Here is a 16,307-nt window from a genome sequence, read left to right on the forward strand (position 1 = left end):
GACCTTAGATAAACTAAGGTCTCCCCATTTAAAGCCTTGAGTATTAACGAAGCAACTGCAGTACTTGCTGCGGCTGCTGGTTCGCTTGAGCCAACATCGCTTGAGCTGCCTGGGACAGGATGCTCGATTTGGTTTGGTTCATCATCTCTTTCGCCATGTCTACGTCGCGAATACGGGATTCGGCAGCAGTCAGGTTCTCGGAAGATGTTCCCAAGTTGTTGATCGTGTGCTCGAGACGGTTCTGATAAGCACCCAAGGAAGAACGTTGAGCGGATACTGAGTTGATAGCGTCATCCAATACGCTCAATGCGTTTGTAGCTTTAGTGCTGTCAGATACGTCCAGGGAGTACTCAACGTTGTCGTTGTTAGTACCGTTAGTTACGTTAGCAGTCTTCACAAAAGAGGCAATTTTGCCGTCTTTAGCTTGAACGGTATCTACAGATCCATCACCAGAAATACCCAGTGCAGCGGAACGCATGTCCTGGATGTCAATTGTCATCGTTTGACCTGCATTTGCGCCTACTTGGAAAGTAGTGGAGAAGTCACCTTTAGTGGAGCTTGTAGTTTCCACTTTAGGAGCGTCGGTATTACCGATCTTCTGATCCAATACCAGTTGGCCGTCTTCGTTAACGGAAGCGGAATATTTGCCGCTCAGATCCGTATTTTTGTTGATGGCATCAGCCAAAGCTTTAGTTTGATCAGCCAGGTTGCCTGCTTCTTTCACAGCAGTACCGTTAGCATACCCAACGTTAGCTTCTTTGCCGGATACAGTGATCTTCGTGCCGTCGATGCTGAAGGAACCGCCGTCTTTGATCAGTTCGTTCACGTCAACTGCGTATTGACCTTTAACGCCTGTTGCAGACACGCTGGCATCCGTAGTTTTGAGGTCCGTACCCGTTGCTTTGTTCTCAGTAATAGTAATCTTGCTGCCTGTAGCAGCAGCTGTATAGGAACCGTCAAGACCAAAGTTAATGGCATCCATCAAGCTCGAAGCTTGGGAATTCGCATCTCCGCCACTAACGCTGAACTCACCTTTAGTGGAGTCCGCATCACCGGATACTGCAGTAAAGGTTTTACCTTTGATTGTTACTGTATCGCCTTCAGCAAAAGCTTTGTCGATGTTCAGCTCGTATTGACCTTTCACTTCAGTAGTACCACCTACCAAAGTACCAACGGTTTTGTTGATGTCAGAACCTGTTTCAGTTGTATCCCAGTCGCCGGAGGAAGCTACTGTGTACTGGGAGAAGTCGACGGAAGTACCATCTGTAAGATTCACTTTTCCTAAATTTTGGATTTCATTTTGAATCTTCTCAGCTGTATTTTTGGATGCAGTTTTATTGGCCAACTCAATAGTTAAATTTCCCGTATCTTTATCATACGATACATGAAGATCGTCCCCACCATTAGTAACGGGCGTAGTCCCATTTTGCCAGTTACCTGTCGTAGGGCTCTGTGCAATAGTAACCGTTTTAAGGTTGCCGCCACTAGCATCAGTAATTGTAAGCTTGTTGTCTTTCCCTGCTCCAGCAGTTGTTGGATCAGTAAGCGCTACACCTGTAGCTTTGCCAGCTACTTCTGTCAAGCTCACTTTACCACCAGCAATACTTGCAGTGTATTGGTCACCCAATGCAGAATTGATAGCTTGAGCCAAGCTTGCTTCTTGAGTAGCTGCAGAGGCAGCTGTACCAGCTGTCGAACCAGTATTACCAGTGTCAAGACCAGTCAGAGTTGCAGCTAGGGCGCCTGTTGTTGTTGTTGATACGTTATCAGCAGAGGATTTACCAGTAATATTTAATTTGCCATCAGCACCAATGCTAACGTTAGCAACATCAGATAACTTGCCACCAGCACCATTAGATGCATTCTTCAGGAAGTTTACTAAGTCAGCGTTAGAAGATCCTGTGTAGCCCGCCAGTGCAGTATTATCCAGCGTATATGTGGAATTAGCACCAGTACCCACTGTTACAGTAATTGCATCAGTTCCTGTAGCAGTAGAAGTGTCAGTACCCGCTGCAGCCACATTTGTTCCATTTACAGTACTCAAGGAAGCTCCAATGTTAAACTCGCCTTTGCTTGCATCAGCACCACTTGACTTAGCAGTAAAAGTTTTACCGCCAACTGTGATGGTGTCCCCATCTTCCATAACTGGCTTGGTAATATCAAAAGAGTATGTTCCTTGATGCTCTTCAACACCACCAGCAAATGTACCATTTGCAGTTACATCGGTGACTGGAATGGAAGTTGTTGCATTTTCAGGTTTAGTAACAGAAATAGCTTGGTATTTTGTAGCATTTAGAGGATCTGCAGTTACAGCAGCTTCCAAAGCTTTTGTCATTTCGTTGTTCAGTTCACCACGATTAGATGCCAGGGAAGTGCCATCAGCATTTTGTCCAATGGTGAATTCGTAACCACCAGCCGCACTATAACTAACAGAAGAAGCAGCAGTTGTGCCTTGTTTAACAGTGATCTTAGTTCCGTTCAAGTCAATGCCAGTATCGTTAGCCTTGATCGTAATTCCGTTACCAATAGTTACCGCCGCATTAGCGCCTTTAACACTTGGATCGTCTGTCGATACTTTGGAAACCGAACCAGTAGCTTTGCTAGTCAAGCCTTGAACTTCAGTAGTAGAAGACTTACCTGCAACACTCTTAGCAATTGTTGCAAGATCGCTAAGGGCACCAGTAGCAACGCCAGTTTGACCTGCTGCAATTGTTGTAGCTTGATCAGCTGTAGTTACAGCAGGAGCTGTAGAACCTTTCAGCAAGCTTTGCGTATTGAACTCAGTTGTGTTACCGATACGGTTGATTTCAGAAGTCAGCTGGTTCATTTCCTTCTGGATCGCGTCGCGGTCAGTATCACTGTTCGTTCCGTTCGCAGATTGGTCTGCAAGTTCACGCATACGCTGCAAGATGTCATGAGTTTCGTTCAATGCACCTTCAGCAGTTTGAATCATGGAAATGCCGTCTTGGGAGTTGCGGGATGCTTGATCCAGACCGCGGATCTGAGCGCGCATTTTCTCGGAAATCGAAAGACCTGCAGCGTCGTCGCCAGCACGGTTAATCCGAAGACCCGAAGACAATTTCTCCATGGATTTGGATTGAGCGTTGGAGTTAGACGTCAATTTGTTGTACGTGTTCAGTGCCGCAATATTGTGATTAATAATCATGTAACTTTTCCTCCTTGAATTGTAAGGTCCACATCCTTGTGGTCCGCTGTCGCTTAGGGTCGGCCGCCCCTGCTTTCAGCGTCTATTATATATATCGACCTGACTCGACTGTTTTTTATAGTTTTCGAAATGTTTTCTAATTTTCTTCGGTTTGGCGGAAATGTTCAAACAAGTTTTTTATACTCAGCGGGTCCGGTGCAGCGGATTCCCTGTTCGATTCTTGAATAGTGAGATAAACTTCCTTACGAAAAATATCGACGTGCTTCGGTGCAGAAATACCGATTCTAACCGTATCTCCTTCTACGCCAAGTATAGTGACTTCAATCGAGTCCTGGATGATGACAGACTCTCCTTTTTTCCTTGAAAGCACCAGCATCTTTATTCACCACTCTTCGTATTAGTTTCTTGATTCCACAATCGATGCCGCGGTTGATAACCGGATTGATGAAGCACAATTTGTTTGGCGCTATGATTCTCTGGATTCAGTACTAACGGGGCCAGCAGATTCATTGTGCTGTCGGTCATCGGATTCTTCAGGGTCACCATGCAGCGTACAATAAGTTTGCCTTCAATCCCAAGTTCCTCAGCTTCAGCATCAGACAATTCAAATTCATAAGAAGGGTAGAAGAGGAACGGGTCTGACAGTAAAAAGCCGATATTCTGATCTTTAACCGATTGTAAATAACAGAACGGGCTGTCCTCTACCTCAATCAGAGCAAACTCGGTTTCCTGTTCAAAGCCTGGGATTCCCTTCGAGAAATGATAAACTTCTCCTTCACTGATCTCCAGTGTCCCCCACGCGGTTGTTGCTACCTGCATTCTCAAACCTCTCCTTTGGTATACTCAAATAATAAAAGCCATAGACAGGTTTATCTATCTACAGCCTTTTATCGAAAAAATTATAATTTCATATCAATCTCGGGAGGGATAAACTCCACTTTCGGGGCTTGTCTCACATAGATGTCCAGCTTCCCCCGCTGGTACTCAATCTCCGGTTTGTTCACCTGAACCTGAATATCGACATTTCCTTCCTGAACCTCAATTTGAGGTTCTCTCCGCTCCACGTCAATATTAACAAGCTTACCGGAAGAAGGCCCTCTAAACTCCACAAATCCGTCCTGAGAAGCGTTGTCCTTCAAAACTTGAGGAATCGTATTTCCGGGCTTCCAAAATTCGGCCATACGTTTCCCCTGCTCCACCCGTCTAGCCAGATTCTGATTAAACAGAGGCTGCAAGTTTGATGTATGCCGCTTGGTCATCTCCAAATTACCACCGCCGGTAACAGCTGATCTTACCGCAGACTGGTCGATTGTAAGCTTGGCTGGTTCCTGGTGAATGTCAATCTGCGGCGATGTAGTATGGATCTGCATATCGGCTTTAGGCTGACGGATAGAAAATTGTCCCAAATCGGCATCTATTCCTATATAGCCAGGAGTCTGCCGAATTTGTAAAATACCTATCATATGCAACGCCCCCAATTATTCTACTTCAGAAAATCAGCCAGTGAAGGAGAAATAATCTTGGCTCCGGCAGACAGAGAAGCATTATAAATATTTTCTTGTATTTGCGAGTTCATAATCAACTGCGCGTAATCCGCATCCTCCGTCTTGGATTGCAAATCTGTTAAATTCGTTTCCATATCGCTTAAACGATTCTGGAGAAGTTCAATACGGTTGGTTTTGGCCCCTACCTCCGCTCTGACGGACAACATCTTATCGGACCGTGTATCAATATTATCCAACTGGGCCGATACGGAGCTTATATCCCCCTTTGCCAATGCGGTCGAAATGTTATTAATGATGTTAAATATATTATCCTGGTCTTCAGCATTACCAAACACATCATTACTTGTTATATTAACCGTCATCGACACGCCAGCGCTGACCGTATAGTTAACAGGACCTTGATCAATTTGATCCATAACCGTCTTAAGGTCATCCGTATTGGAGGTTCCGTCTTCGTTCTTTGGAAAAACAAAAGGTTTGTCCGTATATTTCTGGCCGTTAAAGACGTATTTGCCATTCAGTGTACTATTGGCGATATCGATTAACTGCTCTTTCAATTCTCCGATCTCCTCATTAATACTGTCTAAAGAGGATTGCGGATTTGTTCCCGTGCCCGCCTGTACCGTAAGTTCACGTATACGCTGTACCACATCGCCAGCCTGACTCATTACGGTATCATTATAATCCAACCAGGAAACAGAGCTGTCCACATTCTTTTGATACTGTTCATTTGAAGAAAGTTCAGAACGATAACGTAAGGAATAAGTGATTCCAACCGGATCATCTGATGGCTTGTTGATTTTACGCCCCGTTGCCATTTGAGTTTGCATATCGCTCATTTTCACTGAATTCCGATTTATATTCAGCAAAAGCTGAGAACTCAGCATATTATTAGTAATGCGCTGCACGATCACCCCTCCATTCGTACTTCATTATTATCTGCCGACCGTTCCGGTCGAATTAATCAATTTGTCTAACATCTCATCAAAAGTCGTCATAAACCGAGCCGCTGCACTATAGGCATGCTGGTATTTAATCATTTCGCTCATTTCTTCATCAAGAGATACTCCGCTGACCGATTGTCTGCTGCTGTCCGACTGCTGGAGTAGAATATCGGAGTTCTGACTCTGGCGTGTTGCTTCTTGTGCCTGTACACCGAGTTGCCCTACCATGGAGCTATAATAAGAATCTACAGTTGCATTCCGTTTTCCGTCTACAGATAGGAAGGTAGTCTGCTTCAGGTTCCCCATAAGAAGAGCCAGGCTGTTATTGCCTTTAACTACCGCTTCTTCGTCCCCTGTGCCAGTTGTTCTTAGCGAGGAAGCAATCAAGCTGGGATCACTCAGAATAGCAGAGTTCACCTTAATGTTAGAAGCTGTAATTGGAGGTCCACCCTCAAAGAAAGGGAGTCCGCCAGTTGTCGTTCCATCGAGCGTATACCCCAGCTGATGTAAGCCATTAATCCCATTGACTATAACTTCCGTATCCTCGGCAACAGTTCCCGAAATAGTTGATCCATCTACTCCTGTAACCGAAACTCCTGCCGGCAGATTCGAGCCTTTGGGCAAGGTAATTTTGATTTCCCCATTGGCAAGGGTATTAGCAAGTTCATCCATCTGTTTGCTGTAATCATTCACGTAATTCTCACGGGAGTAAAGCATTCCATAAACTTCTCCGCCTGTAAGAGAACCTGAAGTAAATGCATTCTCAAGAAAAGCACCCTGTTCTTCCGGAGTATCGCCTTCATTCACCTGAACAGCAACTTCGTTCCCTTCGACCAGTGTCTCATTGCCCATTAGAATCGTATAGCCTTGATCGGTATCCTGTACGGAAATATTAATGATTTTTGAAAGTTTATCCGTTAAAAGGTCGCGCTGATCCCGCAAATCATTGGCATCGTCACCAAGACCCTCTATACGAGTAATCGACTTGTTCAGATCAGCGATCGAAGTTAGGTATCCCTGCACTTCGTTGGCCTTTACGCCCACATTGGTGGTTAAGTCCTGTTTCAGGTTCGTCAGCTGGCCGCTCATATAGTTCAGAGCATCGGTCAAAGCCGCTGCATTTTCCTTGACGATCCGGCGAGCCGTAACGTTCTCAGGGTCCTTGCTGAGATCAGACCATGCGTTCCAGAAGTTGTCCAGTACTGTACGAATACCTGAATCAGAGGGCTCATTAAAAATCCCCTGCAGCTTGTCCAGCGCATCCGCCTGGGTTGTCCAACTGCCATTTGCCGTATTCTCATTACGAAACTGCCCATCAAGGAAACCTTCCCTAATCCGGGTGATCGAGCTGAATTCTACGCCAGTGCCCAGTTGACCGGGGCTAACAGAACGGTTTAAGCCGTAAGCTTCCATCGGGATGGAAGCCTGCATGTTTACACGTTGACGGGTATAGCCCTCCGTGTTCGCATTCGCGATATTGTGACCGGTTGTATTCAGGGCCGCTGTCTGCGTAAACAAACTCCGCTTCGCCGTTTCAATGGAATGGAATGTAGATGTCATAATTTCCTCCTTAAATGATCAGCCGCGGGCATCAAAGAATCCTGTTCGAGTATAACCGCCTGCTTTATGCACAGGATGGTGATAAGTGGTCTCATCCTCTGGCGCGCCGACTAACAAATCGAGCGAATAATCAATGAAGCTAAGCGACTGTTCTACCAGCTTCTGGTTTAAATCATTCGCTTCCTTCAATCGATTCAAGGTCTGGCTGAGTCTAGTCTGGATCTCCTGGAGCCGCTGTTTATCCGCAGGATCAAACACCAGCCGCGAGATTTCCGTCATGTTCAGATCCAGCCGAGACTTGATCCCACGTTCACGCAGAAAAGACTGGCAAGCCTCCATCCGCTCTTCATCCAACTGTCCGATGCGTTTCATGCACCGCGACTCCTGGTTCAAAATGCCTATCAGCTTATCCACTTGATTATCTATAATGGCTTTGCGTTTCTCGTCAGCCCAGTTCAGCATCGTTCGATGCTCTTCGTCCAAACGCTCCAACACGCCGACCAATGCTTCTACTGACATGTCTGCCTCCTAAATACTACTTATCGGTATATGATTTAAAATAAGGGGCCAATTTCTCGGCAATTTTGCCGGCTTCTACCTGGTAGGTGCCGGATGCTACCTGGGCCTTCAAATCCTGGATTTTCTCCGCTTTGGCCGGATCTGTGGCCTTATCCTTGGACTTAAGAAGTTCCAAAGCTTCATTAGAAATCGAAACCTGATCCTGCCGTTTGATCTTCTTATCTTCAATCTGGCGCTGATGATCTGCTGTACGCTGATAGGAATTTACCGCTCCGAGCCGTCCAATATCATTTATCTTCACGATTATAGTCCCCCTTCAAAATAATAAGCCGATAACCTCATAACAAGTTTATCGGCATGGTTTAAAGCAATGTTAATAGATATTTAGTCCAAATAATTATAAGAGTTGGACCTGTTTAATCCTTGCGGAATTTGTTTAATGCCCCGTACGTCATAGTCCCCTGGACCTCAGTCTCACCGGACAATTGCTGCGCAGCCGAGCTCAAGTCCTTGGTCAGACGTGATCGGCAGCTTTCACACATATTCCCTTCGCGAATCATCGTGACGCTGCATATCTCGCAAGGATACGCCATTCCCGGATTGTTCTCAATGGAAATCCGGCCCTCACGGATGAATTTGGTAATCTGCTTAATGCTGACCCCAGTAGCATCAGACAGCTGCTGCATATGGGTGCCTTTATTCTCACGAAGATAGGTTTTACATTTATCGTATTCAATTTCGATCTCTTTAATACAATCGCCGCACAGACCCATGAAGTTCTTGGCATATAGTTTTCCGCAGCGAGGACAGTTATCCAGATTCATTCTCATTCCCCCACTAACATAGTTAAAAAAAGCTATTACTATATAGATTACTTCATACCTTGCCGTAAGTCTATCCAATCTAACTCTCTATATATCGGAAAAGAATCACGAAAAATGAATCAGGAACGGGCCCAGGTAAGACTATAAATTTCGGCCTCCCGTCCTATTGAAGAAACCAGCGTTCGCAATTGCTCCGCACAGGCACCAATCGTGCTGCCTGTTGTATAAATATCGTCAACCAGCAGCAAGCGAAGCGGTCCTGTTTCGTCGGCCGGTCCATTCCTGTTCTGTTCCCTTATCCGTCCGGTCTCTGGCCTGCCACCACGGCTGGAATTCAGGATGGCTAGCGTATATTTCAACTGTTTTGCGGCTTCCATTTGAGGAACAAATACCTTCTTCATATCTTTAAGGCGCTCTGAACGAGATTTCAAGCTTTGTTTCTCGGTGTCACGGGAGCGCTCCAGCAAAGGGATGAAAGCAGCCGCTCCCGTTCTCTTTGCCAAATAGTCCGCTGTCGGGTCCAGAATAAAGACGTCGCTGCGCGGAACGGTCACGCCGCGCTCCAGAATGGTTGTCGTGATTAAAATCTGGATCTCGCGATTGCGAAATCCCGTTACTTTAGCCGGACGTTCCCCATCCTGTGAAGAAGTGCCTTCTATCCTAATGCCAGGCAGCTTGTCCCGCAGCAGTGCAAGCAGCCGGGGAATTTGCTGAATCCGGGAAATGAACAGGAAAATTTGTGCGTCCCGCTGCAGCGAACGCTTCAGCTCTGCAATCAAGCTTGCAGGCAGCCGTTGACGATTAATATTCTCGTCTGTGCCAGGAGCCTGGATCCTTTTGGGCACCGGAAGCGGGTATCCGTGGAATCTTGCCGGAACTTTAGCCACGCCGCGGCGACCAGCGGCAACATCCCGCTGGAGCTTCTTGGGCGGAACTGCCGAGAGAAAGATAAAGTGACCGGTGTCCTTTAGCAAGGCTTAGCGGCGTAAGCGACCACGGGATCATTGGGGTAGGGAAAAGCATCGATATCATTTTCCACACGTTATTGAATTTTTCTTCTATTAAAAAGGCGGACTCCCTCCTACAGGATCCGCCATTATTTGTCTCAAGAAATAAATCATTTAACCTCATAAATTTATGGGGTCATTTTCTAAAACATCCATAAATAAAAACTAACAATAATATTGGGACGCAAATTGCTTTCAATTGAGTGGGTACCTCAACTATCAAACTCACTATTATAAACATTATTACAAAACCGACTTCTTCATTTAAAAAAGCAGAGAATGTTTTTTTTCTTATACGATTAAAAGTTATCCCAGCATAAAGGAGAAAAATCAAACTGTATCCAATCGTAAAGAGCATCCCCATCCTCCTCTTCTGAAATTATAAGAAGTCCACTTTTGTGGACTTCTTATAATTATACTCAATAAATTACATTTGGCTAACTAAACCATAAGCTTTACTCAAATCAGAATTACAACTTTGATAATTACTGTATAGCTCCGCACAAGCTAAACCAATGAAACCCCACAATAGGAGTGCTTGTTCTTAATAATCCGTGTTGCTTGTACATCTTTCTCTCCCATGACTGAATGGCTCTTCCTACCAACTTATCAAAATTACGATTTCTTAGGTGACCAGCTTATATGACCACTATATAAACCCCAACTTCTTCCAAGTTATTCAGAACTATGGGCAGCTGCGACTCTGACTATCTCATCGTTGCCTAATAGACATGGCCCGTTTGGCCAAACTGTAATCATTTTTGTAAGAAGTGATCTAACTCTCTATATCAGGTACAAAAAAATGAATCAGGAACGGGCCCAGGTGAGACTGTAAATTTCGGCCTTCTGTCCCACTGAATACGTCAGCATCTGCAATTGCGCCGCACAAGCCCCTATGGTACTGCCCGTGGTGTAAATATCGTCTACAAGCAGAAACCGAAGAGGCTTAGGGCGGCTCGATCTCTTTTGCGCCTGAAAAGCATTTGATCTGCTAACTCCACAGGACTCCAGTCCTTTAATTAGATGGTTTAAGTGATCTGCCGCTCCCGGTCCAGGTACAAACACCTTCTTCATATCTTTAAGGCGCTCTGAACGAGATTTCAAGCTTTGTTTCTCGGTGTCACGGGAACGCTCCAGCAAAGGGATAAATGCAGCCCCCGTTCTCTTCGCCACTGCCTCCGCCAGCTGCTCAGCCTGATTAAAGCCGCGTTCAAGCCATCTGGATGGACTTACGGGCACGCAGGTAACTGCATCAATCCGCCAGTTCGGGTCCTGCCAGGATTTTCGCATCTCCTGCTCTAAGCGGTTGTAGGCCTGGACCATCATTTTGCCGAATAAGGGGGCTAAAGTCTCGCGTCCTCTATATTTATACTGCCCAAGCCACTCTCTCATCCGATCATCGTACAGGACTGCGCTTCGGTTCAAGACAAAAGAACGTTCCACGGCCCAATCCCCGCGTATACAGTCCGGACATCCCATGCCCCTTCCGCAAATCGGGCAGCGCGGCACCTTGATCCAGGGAATAGATCCAGCACAAGTGGGACAAAGCTCCGGGAATTCATCTGACATCCGGCGGGTTTGCTTGCCGCAGCCCAGGCAGATGCTGACGGAAGGCGCAAGCAGGGCGTAAAGCTGTTCTAATAAGGGAATTGAAGGCATGAGTTCCGGCTCCTTTTCATCTTTTATTTTAGATAGATTAGTTTAAGTAGTGGACATGCAGGGCTCGGCTTATTCGGTCGTGCATGCAAATTAGATCCCCTTGGCCCTTAGGTAACCTTTACTTAGCGCAATCCGGTTCATCTGTTTAATTTGCCTGATCGCCCCGCGCTGGGCCGAAGTGGACTGACTTGAGAATAAAAACACTCTGCCTGCCGGGTCCTCCTTGGACCTCCCGGCTCGTCCGGCCATCTGCACCAGTGATGCTTCGTCAAACAGTCCGCTGTCGGCGTCCAGAATAAAGACGTCACTGCGGGGAACGGTCACGCCGCGCTCCAAAATGGTTGTCGTGATTAGAATTCGGATTTCACGGCTGCGAAACGCCATGACTTTGGCCGAACGTTCCCCGTCCTGCGAAGAAGTGCCTTCTATTCTGACGCCTGGCAGCTTGCTCTGCAGCAACGCAAGCATTGGGGGAATCTGCTGGATCCGGGATACGAACAGGAAAATCTGCGCGTCCCGCTGCAGCGAGCGCTTCAGCTCTGTGATCAAGCCCGCGGGCAGCCCTTTACGTTTGATACTTTCGGCTGTGCCGGGAAACTGAATCCTTTTGGGCACCGGAAGCGGGTACCCGTGGAATCTTGCCGGAACTTTGGCCACGCCGCAGCGACCGGCGGCAACGTCCCGCTGGAGCTTCTTAGGCGGTGTTGCCGAGAGAAAGATAAAGTTACCGGTGTCCTTACAGCAAGCCTCGGCGGCATAAGCAAGTATGGGATCATTGTGATAGGGGAAAGCATCCAACTCGTCAATAATGACCAGATCAAAAGCTTTGTGAAACCGCAGCAGCTGGTGAGTGGTGGCTAATACGAGATTGGCCTGGCTCCACCGGTCTTCGCTTCCGCCGTAAAGGACGCTCATCTTCTGCTCTGGAAAAACCTTCGCCAGCCGGGGTGCCAGCTCCAGCACTATGTCGCGTCTGGGCGTCGCCACGAGCGCCCGTCCTCCGGCTTCCAGCACATAGGCGAGAAGCGGGAATATCATCTCCGTCTTGCCGGCGCCCGTCACGGCCCATAGCAGAAAGCGGGCCGGGTTGCCGGGAACGGCGGAGCGGCGGGCAGGAGGGGCGGGGGACGGTAATGCTGCGCACTTGGATCCGGTGGAGGGTGAGGCAGTGAGTATGGTTGGCGACGTTGTAGGCTGTGCGGGAGATGAGCCGGTAGACGGTATGGCCGATGATATTGCAGACGATCCAGCAGCCGGGCCAGTGTACGGATTAGCCGGCGGCATGGCTGGCGATACGACAGCGGCGGACGCGGTGGACGGCACGTCAGGCCGCCCTGTTGGCGACGCGACGTTAGGAACGGTGCGCGGCGCGGCAAGGAAGCGCAGCGCGGCGGCAGCGGCCTCGCGCTGCGCCGGGCTGAGCCCCCACCGATCGAGCTGGAGATCGGTGGGGGCTTGCGGGGCCGCGCACACTGCCGCGGCCCGGGAAACCGCGCTGCCGCGAAGCAGCAGCGCACAGGAGCGGCTGCGCCCCATAGCGAGGCAGGCCTCGCAGTAGGCGCAGCTGCTTTGCCCGCACGATGCGCATGGCGCCGTGCGGGTCACTTCGCTGCCGCAGCGCCGGCAGCGGGGAAGCGCCGGCCCGCGCAGCAGGCCGGCGAACCAGCGGCGCCGCCCCGCCTGCGCGGGGGCGACGGCCGCCATAAGCGCAGCTCGCCCGGCAAGCTGGGCGAGCTGCGCTAAAGTGCGCCAGCTGCCGGCCAGCTCCGGCAGCTGCGCATCCAGCAGCCCGCGCAGCTCGGGCTGCAGCAGTGAGCGCCCCGCGGTCAGCGCCGCGAAGCGCTTTACCTCCCGGGCCGACGGCATCCGGCCCGGCTCGGCATACCCGTGTGCCCCGTCCAGCTCCGGGGCACACAGCTCCCGCCACTGCGGGTGTACGCCCGCCCTGCGGTTGTATAAACCAAGCGGACAACTTAAGAGGTTGTCCCGTCCGCTCCGCTTCGTGTACCCTTCGCTGGTTACAGCCGCAGGCGTCTGTCTTTTCTCCAAGCCCGATAATGTCGGGCTATTACCGCCAGCCCGCATCAAGCTGGCCCAATCCTCCCATCCGAACCGGTCGAAACGAGGGTTCGAGACAAAATGGTCGCGCCAGGCGGCGGCCTGGCCCAGCGGGATATTTTTCCCCAGCAAAATAAGTTGATCTGCCAGATCATTCCCCCTTGCCCCCTGGTCCGGAAGCCCGCCTGTCCACCAAAATAAATCGACCCGCAAATCCAGGCTGATATAAGCGCTCCACTTGCCGTTTGACCTCGCTACATACAGAGAAACCTTCATGTTCTCTCCCCTTCTTGTATGGATTCCAAGTCTAATCCCACTGCCAATTCTCCTTAAACTTGCAGCTATCTCTATCCCAGAGCACAAAAAAAGCACACCCCACCAAGTCCAAATAACTGGTAGAGTGTGCTTCACCCGCCGTTTCTCTTTCGTTTCCGAACAGAGAAACCTCTTATGAAATTAAACGACATGTACATAGGGGATTTTGGCAGCCTCCCCCGGCTTGCGAAGATCGATAAACAGGAAACCCTCCTGCTCCAGCTCCGGTGAATGCTGGGCCAAATCCTCCCGCGACAGCTCCCCGGAGAAACGAATGACCTGCAGCTCCATTCCTTCCGCACGGTTCATTCGCTCGGCAATTGCCAGTGTATCATCTTCCGAGTGCTCATCAACCAAAGTGACCAAATGAGGTTTGCTGCTCAATTTGGCATACCAGGAAATAGCCCGCAAATACCATTCCAGCTGACGTCCGTGATTCCGCGTTACCAATACATAGTGAACAAAACGCCGCTCGCCGGCGGCCGAATGGTTCAAAGAACGACGATACAACCCATGCACGGCGAGTGCCGCCAGCGCATATCCGGCAACAATCCATAAAGCCAACGTGATCATGGAGTCCACCTCCCTGTCTTGTCGGCGGAACGCTGCTTGCTTATAGCGTATAGCGTTATCCGCCTGCCGCAAAACCTTAGGTTTTAACTAAGATACTATATGCGGCCACAGGGGGTCCGGTTACTGGGCGGTCCGGTGCTGATCCAAATGAGTTCCTGCTCGGTTCATCCTCTTCGCGAGCTAGCTCCCAACCAGCGCCTAGGTAGGGCAGCCGGTGGTCTTATGTGCTTGTTTTTACTGCTTAAGTATTTAAACGGTCCGGTATTAGGGATTACAACGTTACCCAGCCCAATTTGATTGCATTGATAACGGCCTGCGTGCGGTCGTCGACTTCCATCTTCTGCAGAATGCTGCTGACATGGTTCTTGACCGTCTTCTCGCTGATGAACAAGTGTTCATTGATCATTTTGTTGCTGCGTCCCTCGGCCATCAGGCGGAGCACCTCGGCTTCACGCCGGGTCAGCGGATTGTCATCGCCGGCCACAAATTTAACGCCTGCTTCGCGCATCGTGCCATCTTCGGCAATCGCTCCCGTTTCATGCAGATATTCCATCCGGCGGAGCTGCTGAATCAGCTTGCCCGTTACCTTTGGATGGATAAAAGCATGGCCTTCCGCTACGGAACGAATCGCGTTGATCAGCGACTCCGCCTCCATATCCTTCAGCAGATAACCGGTTGCGCCTTTGCGCAGCGTTTCAAAGACATAACTTTCATCATCATGAATCGATAAAATAATGACCTTGATATTCGGCATCGCTTCTCGCAGCTGCTCTGTAGCATCAACGCCGTTCGTTCCCGGCATGTTGATGTCCATCAGCACGATCTGCGGATGGTAACGCTCGCAGGCTTCGAGCACCTGCGACCCGTCACTGCACTCCCCAACAACCTCGATCTCTTCCTCCATATTTAAAATCCGCTTCAGGCCTTCACGAAACAACTGGTGATCGTCCGCCAAAAGCACCTTGATCTTCGTGTTCTCTTCTACGTTGCTCTGCTCCATCTATTCTTGCTCCTTTCTCTTCTCTACATTTGTCGGGATATGAATCACAATCTTCGTTCCCTGGTTCTCTGCCGACTCAATTTCCATTCTGCCATCGAGCAGTTCAACCCGTTCACGCATGCCTATCAAGCCGAAATGAGAGTGTTCTTTGGTCTTCTGCTCAAGCTTATCCACTTTAAAGCCAAGCCCATTATCCTGTACCACAATTTTGATCATCTGCGCTTGATAAGTAATTTCGACACCGACAAAAGTAGGATAGGCGTGTTTGGCCGCATTGTTAAGAGCCTCCTGCACGAGACGGAAGATTGCCGCCTCCATGGCAGACGATAACCGCTGCTCCTTGCCTCTCGTCTCAAAAGTGGTTCTGATCTTGGTCTTCTCTTCGTAGTCATGAACATATTTGCGCAGCGTTGGAACCAGGCCCAAATCGTCCAGCGCCATCGGACGCAGATTAAAGATGACTTTGCGCATCTCTTCCAGGCTGGATCTCACCTGCTGCTTCAAATCTATTATTTCGTCCCGTACCATGTTAAAGTCCTGCTTCACTAGCATTCTTTCGACAATTTCCGTCCTAAGCACCATATTAGCGAGCAGTTGAGCGGGACCATCGTGAATTTCCCTGGAGATCCGCTTGCGTTCTTCTTCCTGAGCCAAAATAATCTTCAGCCCGATCAGCTGTCTGTTCTTGGCCGACTCCAAAATCCGAGTAACCTGACCCAGCTCACCGGACAGGTACTCCAGCACCACATTCATCTGCGTGCCGATGGTCTCCGCCCGTTCCACGGATCGCTCGACGTTACGCGCACGCTTCTGAAGTTCGTCCCGCCGGGCCTTCAGATACATCTCTTTCTCCCGGTAGATCAGCAGATCCAACTGCAGCTGCGTGGCCATTTCATAGGCCTGCTTGATATCTTCTTCCTTGTAACGCACAAAATCCCGGCTGACTTCCGTCAGCCGGATTCGTGAACGTCGGTAATTCAGCTCAAGCTGGTCGACTTTCTCAATCGTTTCGGCGGTCTCTTTCATGACCTGCTGAAGCTCAGAGCTCAGCATCTTCAGCTCGGTCTGAGCGGCATCAAGGATTTCGATCATCTGCAGCTTGCTGTCCTGCATGACATCTATCGCATTTTTAATGACACGGTCGATCGCATCGGTTTGAAAATCCACGTAGGCCCAA

The 16,307-nt window shown here is 49.2% G+C and carries 15 protein-coding genes; all 15 read right to left on the minus strand.

Annotation, left to right across the window (positions count from 1 at the left end; genetic code table 11):
- Window positions 1-43: 43 nt before the first annotated feature.
- The 15 genes from CBE73_RS22560 to CBE73_RS12215 all read right to left on the minus strand — a co-directional run bounded on the left by CBE73_RS22560 (window position 44) and on the right by CBE73_RS12215 (window position 16,297).
- Entirely contained in the window at window positions 44-3,166 is a 3,123-nt protein-coding gene (locus CBE73_RS22560; RefSeq protein WP_280522991.1) for a flagellin N-terminal helical domain-containing protein, read from the minus strand.
- 136 nt (window positions 3,167-3,302) lie between these two features.
- Window positions 3,303-3,542: a carbon storage regulator CsrA gene (gene csrA, locus CBE73_RS12145; RefSeq protein WP_094094432.1), complete on the minus strand. Its 240-nt coding sequence runs from the start codon at window positions 3,540-3,542 to the stop codon at window positions 3,303-3,305.
- Between the two features lie 2 nt (window positions 3,543-3,544).
- Complete coding sequence (locus CBE73_RS12150; RefSeq protein WP_094094433.1) at window positions 3,545-3,985, minus strand: flagellar assembly protein FliW; 441 nt, start codon at window positions 3,983-3,985, stop codon at window positions 3,545-3,547.
- A gap of 80 nt (window positions 3,986-4,065) precedes the next feature.
- On the minus strand, window positions 4,066-4,629 hold the full coding sequence (locus tag CBE73_RS12155; RefSeq protein ID WP_229752717.1) for a DUF6470 family protein: 564 nt from the start codon (window positions 4,627-4,629) through the stop codon (window positions 4,066-4,068).
- Between the two features lie 20 nt (window positions 4,630-4,649).
- Window positions 4,650-5,579, minus strand: a complete 930-nt coding sequence (gene flgL / locus CBE73_RS12160; protein WP_229752719.1) for a flagellar hook-associated protein FlgL — start codon at window positions 5,577-5,579, stop codon at window positions 4,650-4,652.
- 27 nt (window positions 5,580-5,606) lie between these two features.
- Complete coding sequence (gene flgK / locus CBE73_RS12165; RefSeq protein WP_094094435.1) at window positions 5,607-7,175, minus strand: flagellar hook-associated protein FlgK; 1,569 nt, start codon at window positions 7,173-7,175, stop codon at window positions 5,607-5,609.
- A gap of 18 nt (window positions 7,176-7,193) precedes the next feature.
- Complete coding sequence (locus CBE73_RS12170) at window positions 7,194-7,694, minus strand: flagellar protein FlgN (RefSeq protein ID WP_094094436.1); 501 nt, start codon at window positions 7,692-7,694, stop codon at window positions 7,194-7,196.
- A gap of 16 nt (window positions 7,695-7,710) precedes the next feature.
- Window positions 7,711-7,995: a flagellar biosynthesis anti-sigma factor FlgM gene (flgM, locus tag CBE73_RS12175; RefSeq protein ID WP_094094437.1), complete on the minus strand. Its 285-nt coding sequence runs from the start codon at window positions 7,993-7,995 to the stop codon at window positions 7,711-7,713.
- A 115-nt stretch (window positions 7,996-8,110) separates the two neighbouring features.
- Entirely contained in the window at window positions 8,111-8,518 is a 408-nt protein-coding gene (locus CBE73_RS12180; RefSeq protein ID WP_094094438.1) for a flagellar protein, read from the minus strand.
- A 119-nt stretch (window positions 8,519-8,637) separates the two neighbouring features.
- Window positions 8,638-9,405 (minus strand): helicase-related protein, encoded by a 768-nt coding sequence (locus tag CBE73_RS12185; RefSeq protein WP_174704715.1) that lies wholly within the window; start codon window positions 9,403-9,405, stop codon window positions 8,638-8,640.
- A gap of 927 nt (window positions 9,406-10,332) precedes the next feature.
- Window positions 10,333-11,184 carry a ComFC family protein gene (locus CBE73_RS12195; RefSeq protein ID WP_094094441.1) on the minus strand — a complete coding sequence of 284 codons (852 nt, stop codon included), beginning with the start codon at window positions 11,182-11,184 and terminating at the stop codon, window positions 10,333-10,335.
- Between the two features lie 90 nt (window positions 11,185-11,274).
- A complete protein-coding gene (locus CBE73_RS12200; protein WP_094094442.1) occupies window positions 11,275-13,518 on the minus strand; it encodes a helicase-related protein in 2,244 nt (747 codons plus the stop codon).
- Between the two features lie 180 nt (window positions 13,519-13,698).
- A complete protein-coding gene (locus CBE73_RS12205; RefSeq protein ID WP_094094443.1) occupies window positions 13,699-14,130 on the minus strand; it encodes a hypothetical protein in 432 nt (143 codons plus the stop codon).
- 271 nt (window positions 14,131-14,401) lie between these two features.
- A complete protein-coding gene (locus CBE73_RS12210; protein ID WP_094094444.1) occupies window positions 14,402-15,130 on the minus strand; it encodes a response regulator in 729 nt (242 codons plus the stop codon).
- Window positions 15,131-16,297 (minus strand): sensor histidine kinase, encoded by a 1,167-nt coding sequence (locus CBE73_RS12215; protein WP_094094445.1) that lies wholly within the window; start codon window positions 16,295-16,297, stop codon window positions 15,131-15,133.
- Window positions 16,298-16,307: the final 10 nt, after the last annotated feature.

The organism is Paenibacillus physcomitrellae (assembly GCF_002240225.1).
Taxonomy (GTDB): Bacteria; Bacillota; Bacilli; order Paenibacillales; family Paenibacillaceae; genus Fontibacillus; species Fontibacillus physcomitrellae.

Excerpts from the sequence above, each read along its gene's own strand:
- CBE73_RS22560 (WP_280522991.1), bottom strand. The coding sequence starts at position 3,166 with ATGATTATTAATCACAATATTGCGGCACTGAACACGTACAACAAATTG.
- csrA (WP_094094432.1), bottom strand. The coding sequence starts at position 3,542 with ATGCTGGTGCTTTCAAGGAAAAAAGGAGAGTCTGTCATCATCCAGGAC.
- CBE73_RS12150 (WP_094094433.1), bottom strand. The coding sequence starts at position 3,985 with ATGCAGGTAGCAACAACCGCGTGGGGGACACTGGAGATCAGTGAAGGA.
- CBE73_RS12155 (WP_229752717.1), bottom strand. The coding sequence starts at position 4,629 with ATGATAGGTATTTTACAAATTCGGCAGACTCCTGGCTATATAGGAATA.
- flgK (WP_094094435.1), bottom strand. The coding sequence starts at position 7,175 with ATGACATCTACATTCCATTCCATTGAAACGGCGAAGCGGAGTTTGTTT.
- CBE73_RS12170 (WP_094094436.1), bottom strand. The coding sequence starts at position 7,694 with ATGTCAGTAGAAGCATTGGTCGGCGTGTTGGAGCGTTTGGACGAAGAG.
- CBE73_RS12180 (WP_094094438.1), bottom strand. The coding sequence starts at position 8,518 with ATGAATCTGGATAACTGTCCTCGCTGCGGAAAACTATATGCCAAGAAC.
- CBE73_RS12195 (WP_094094441.1), bottom strand. The coding sequence starts at position 11,184 with ATGCCTTCAATTCCCTTATTAGAACAGCTTTACGCCCTGCTTGCGCCT.
- CBE73_RS12200 (WP_094094442.1), bottom strand. The coding sequence starts at position 13,518 with ATGAAGGTTTCTCTGTATGTAGCGAGGTCAAACGGCAAGTGGAGCGCT.
- CBE73_RS12205 (WP_094094443.1), bottom strand. The coding sequence starts at position 14,130 with ATGATCACGTTGGCTTTATGGATTGTTGCCGGATATGCGCTGGCGGCA.
- CBE73_RS12210 (WP_094094444.1), bottom strand. The coding sequence starts at position 15,130 with ATGGAGCAGAGCAACGTAGAAGAGAACACGAAGATCAAGGTGCTTTTG.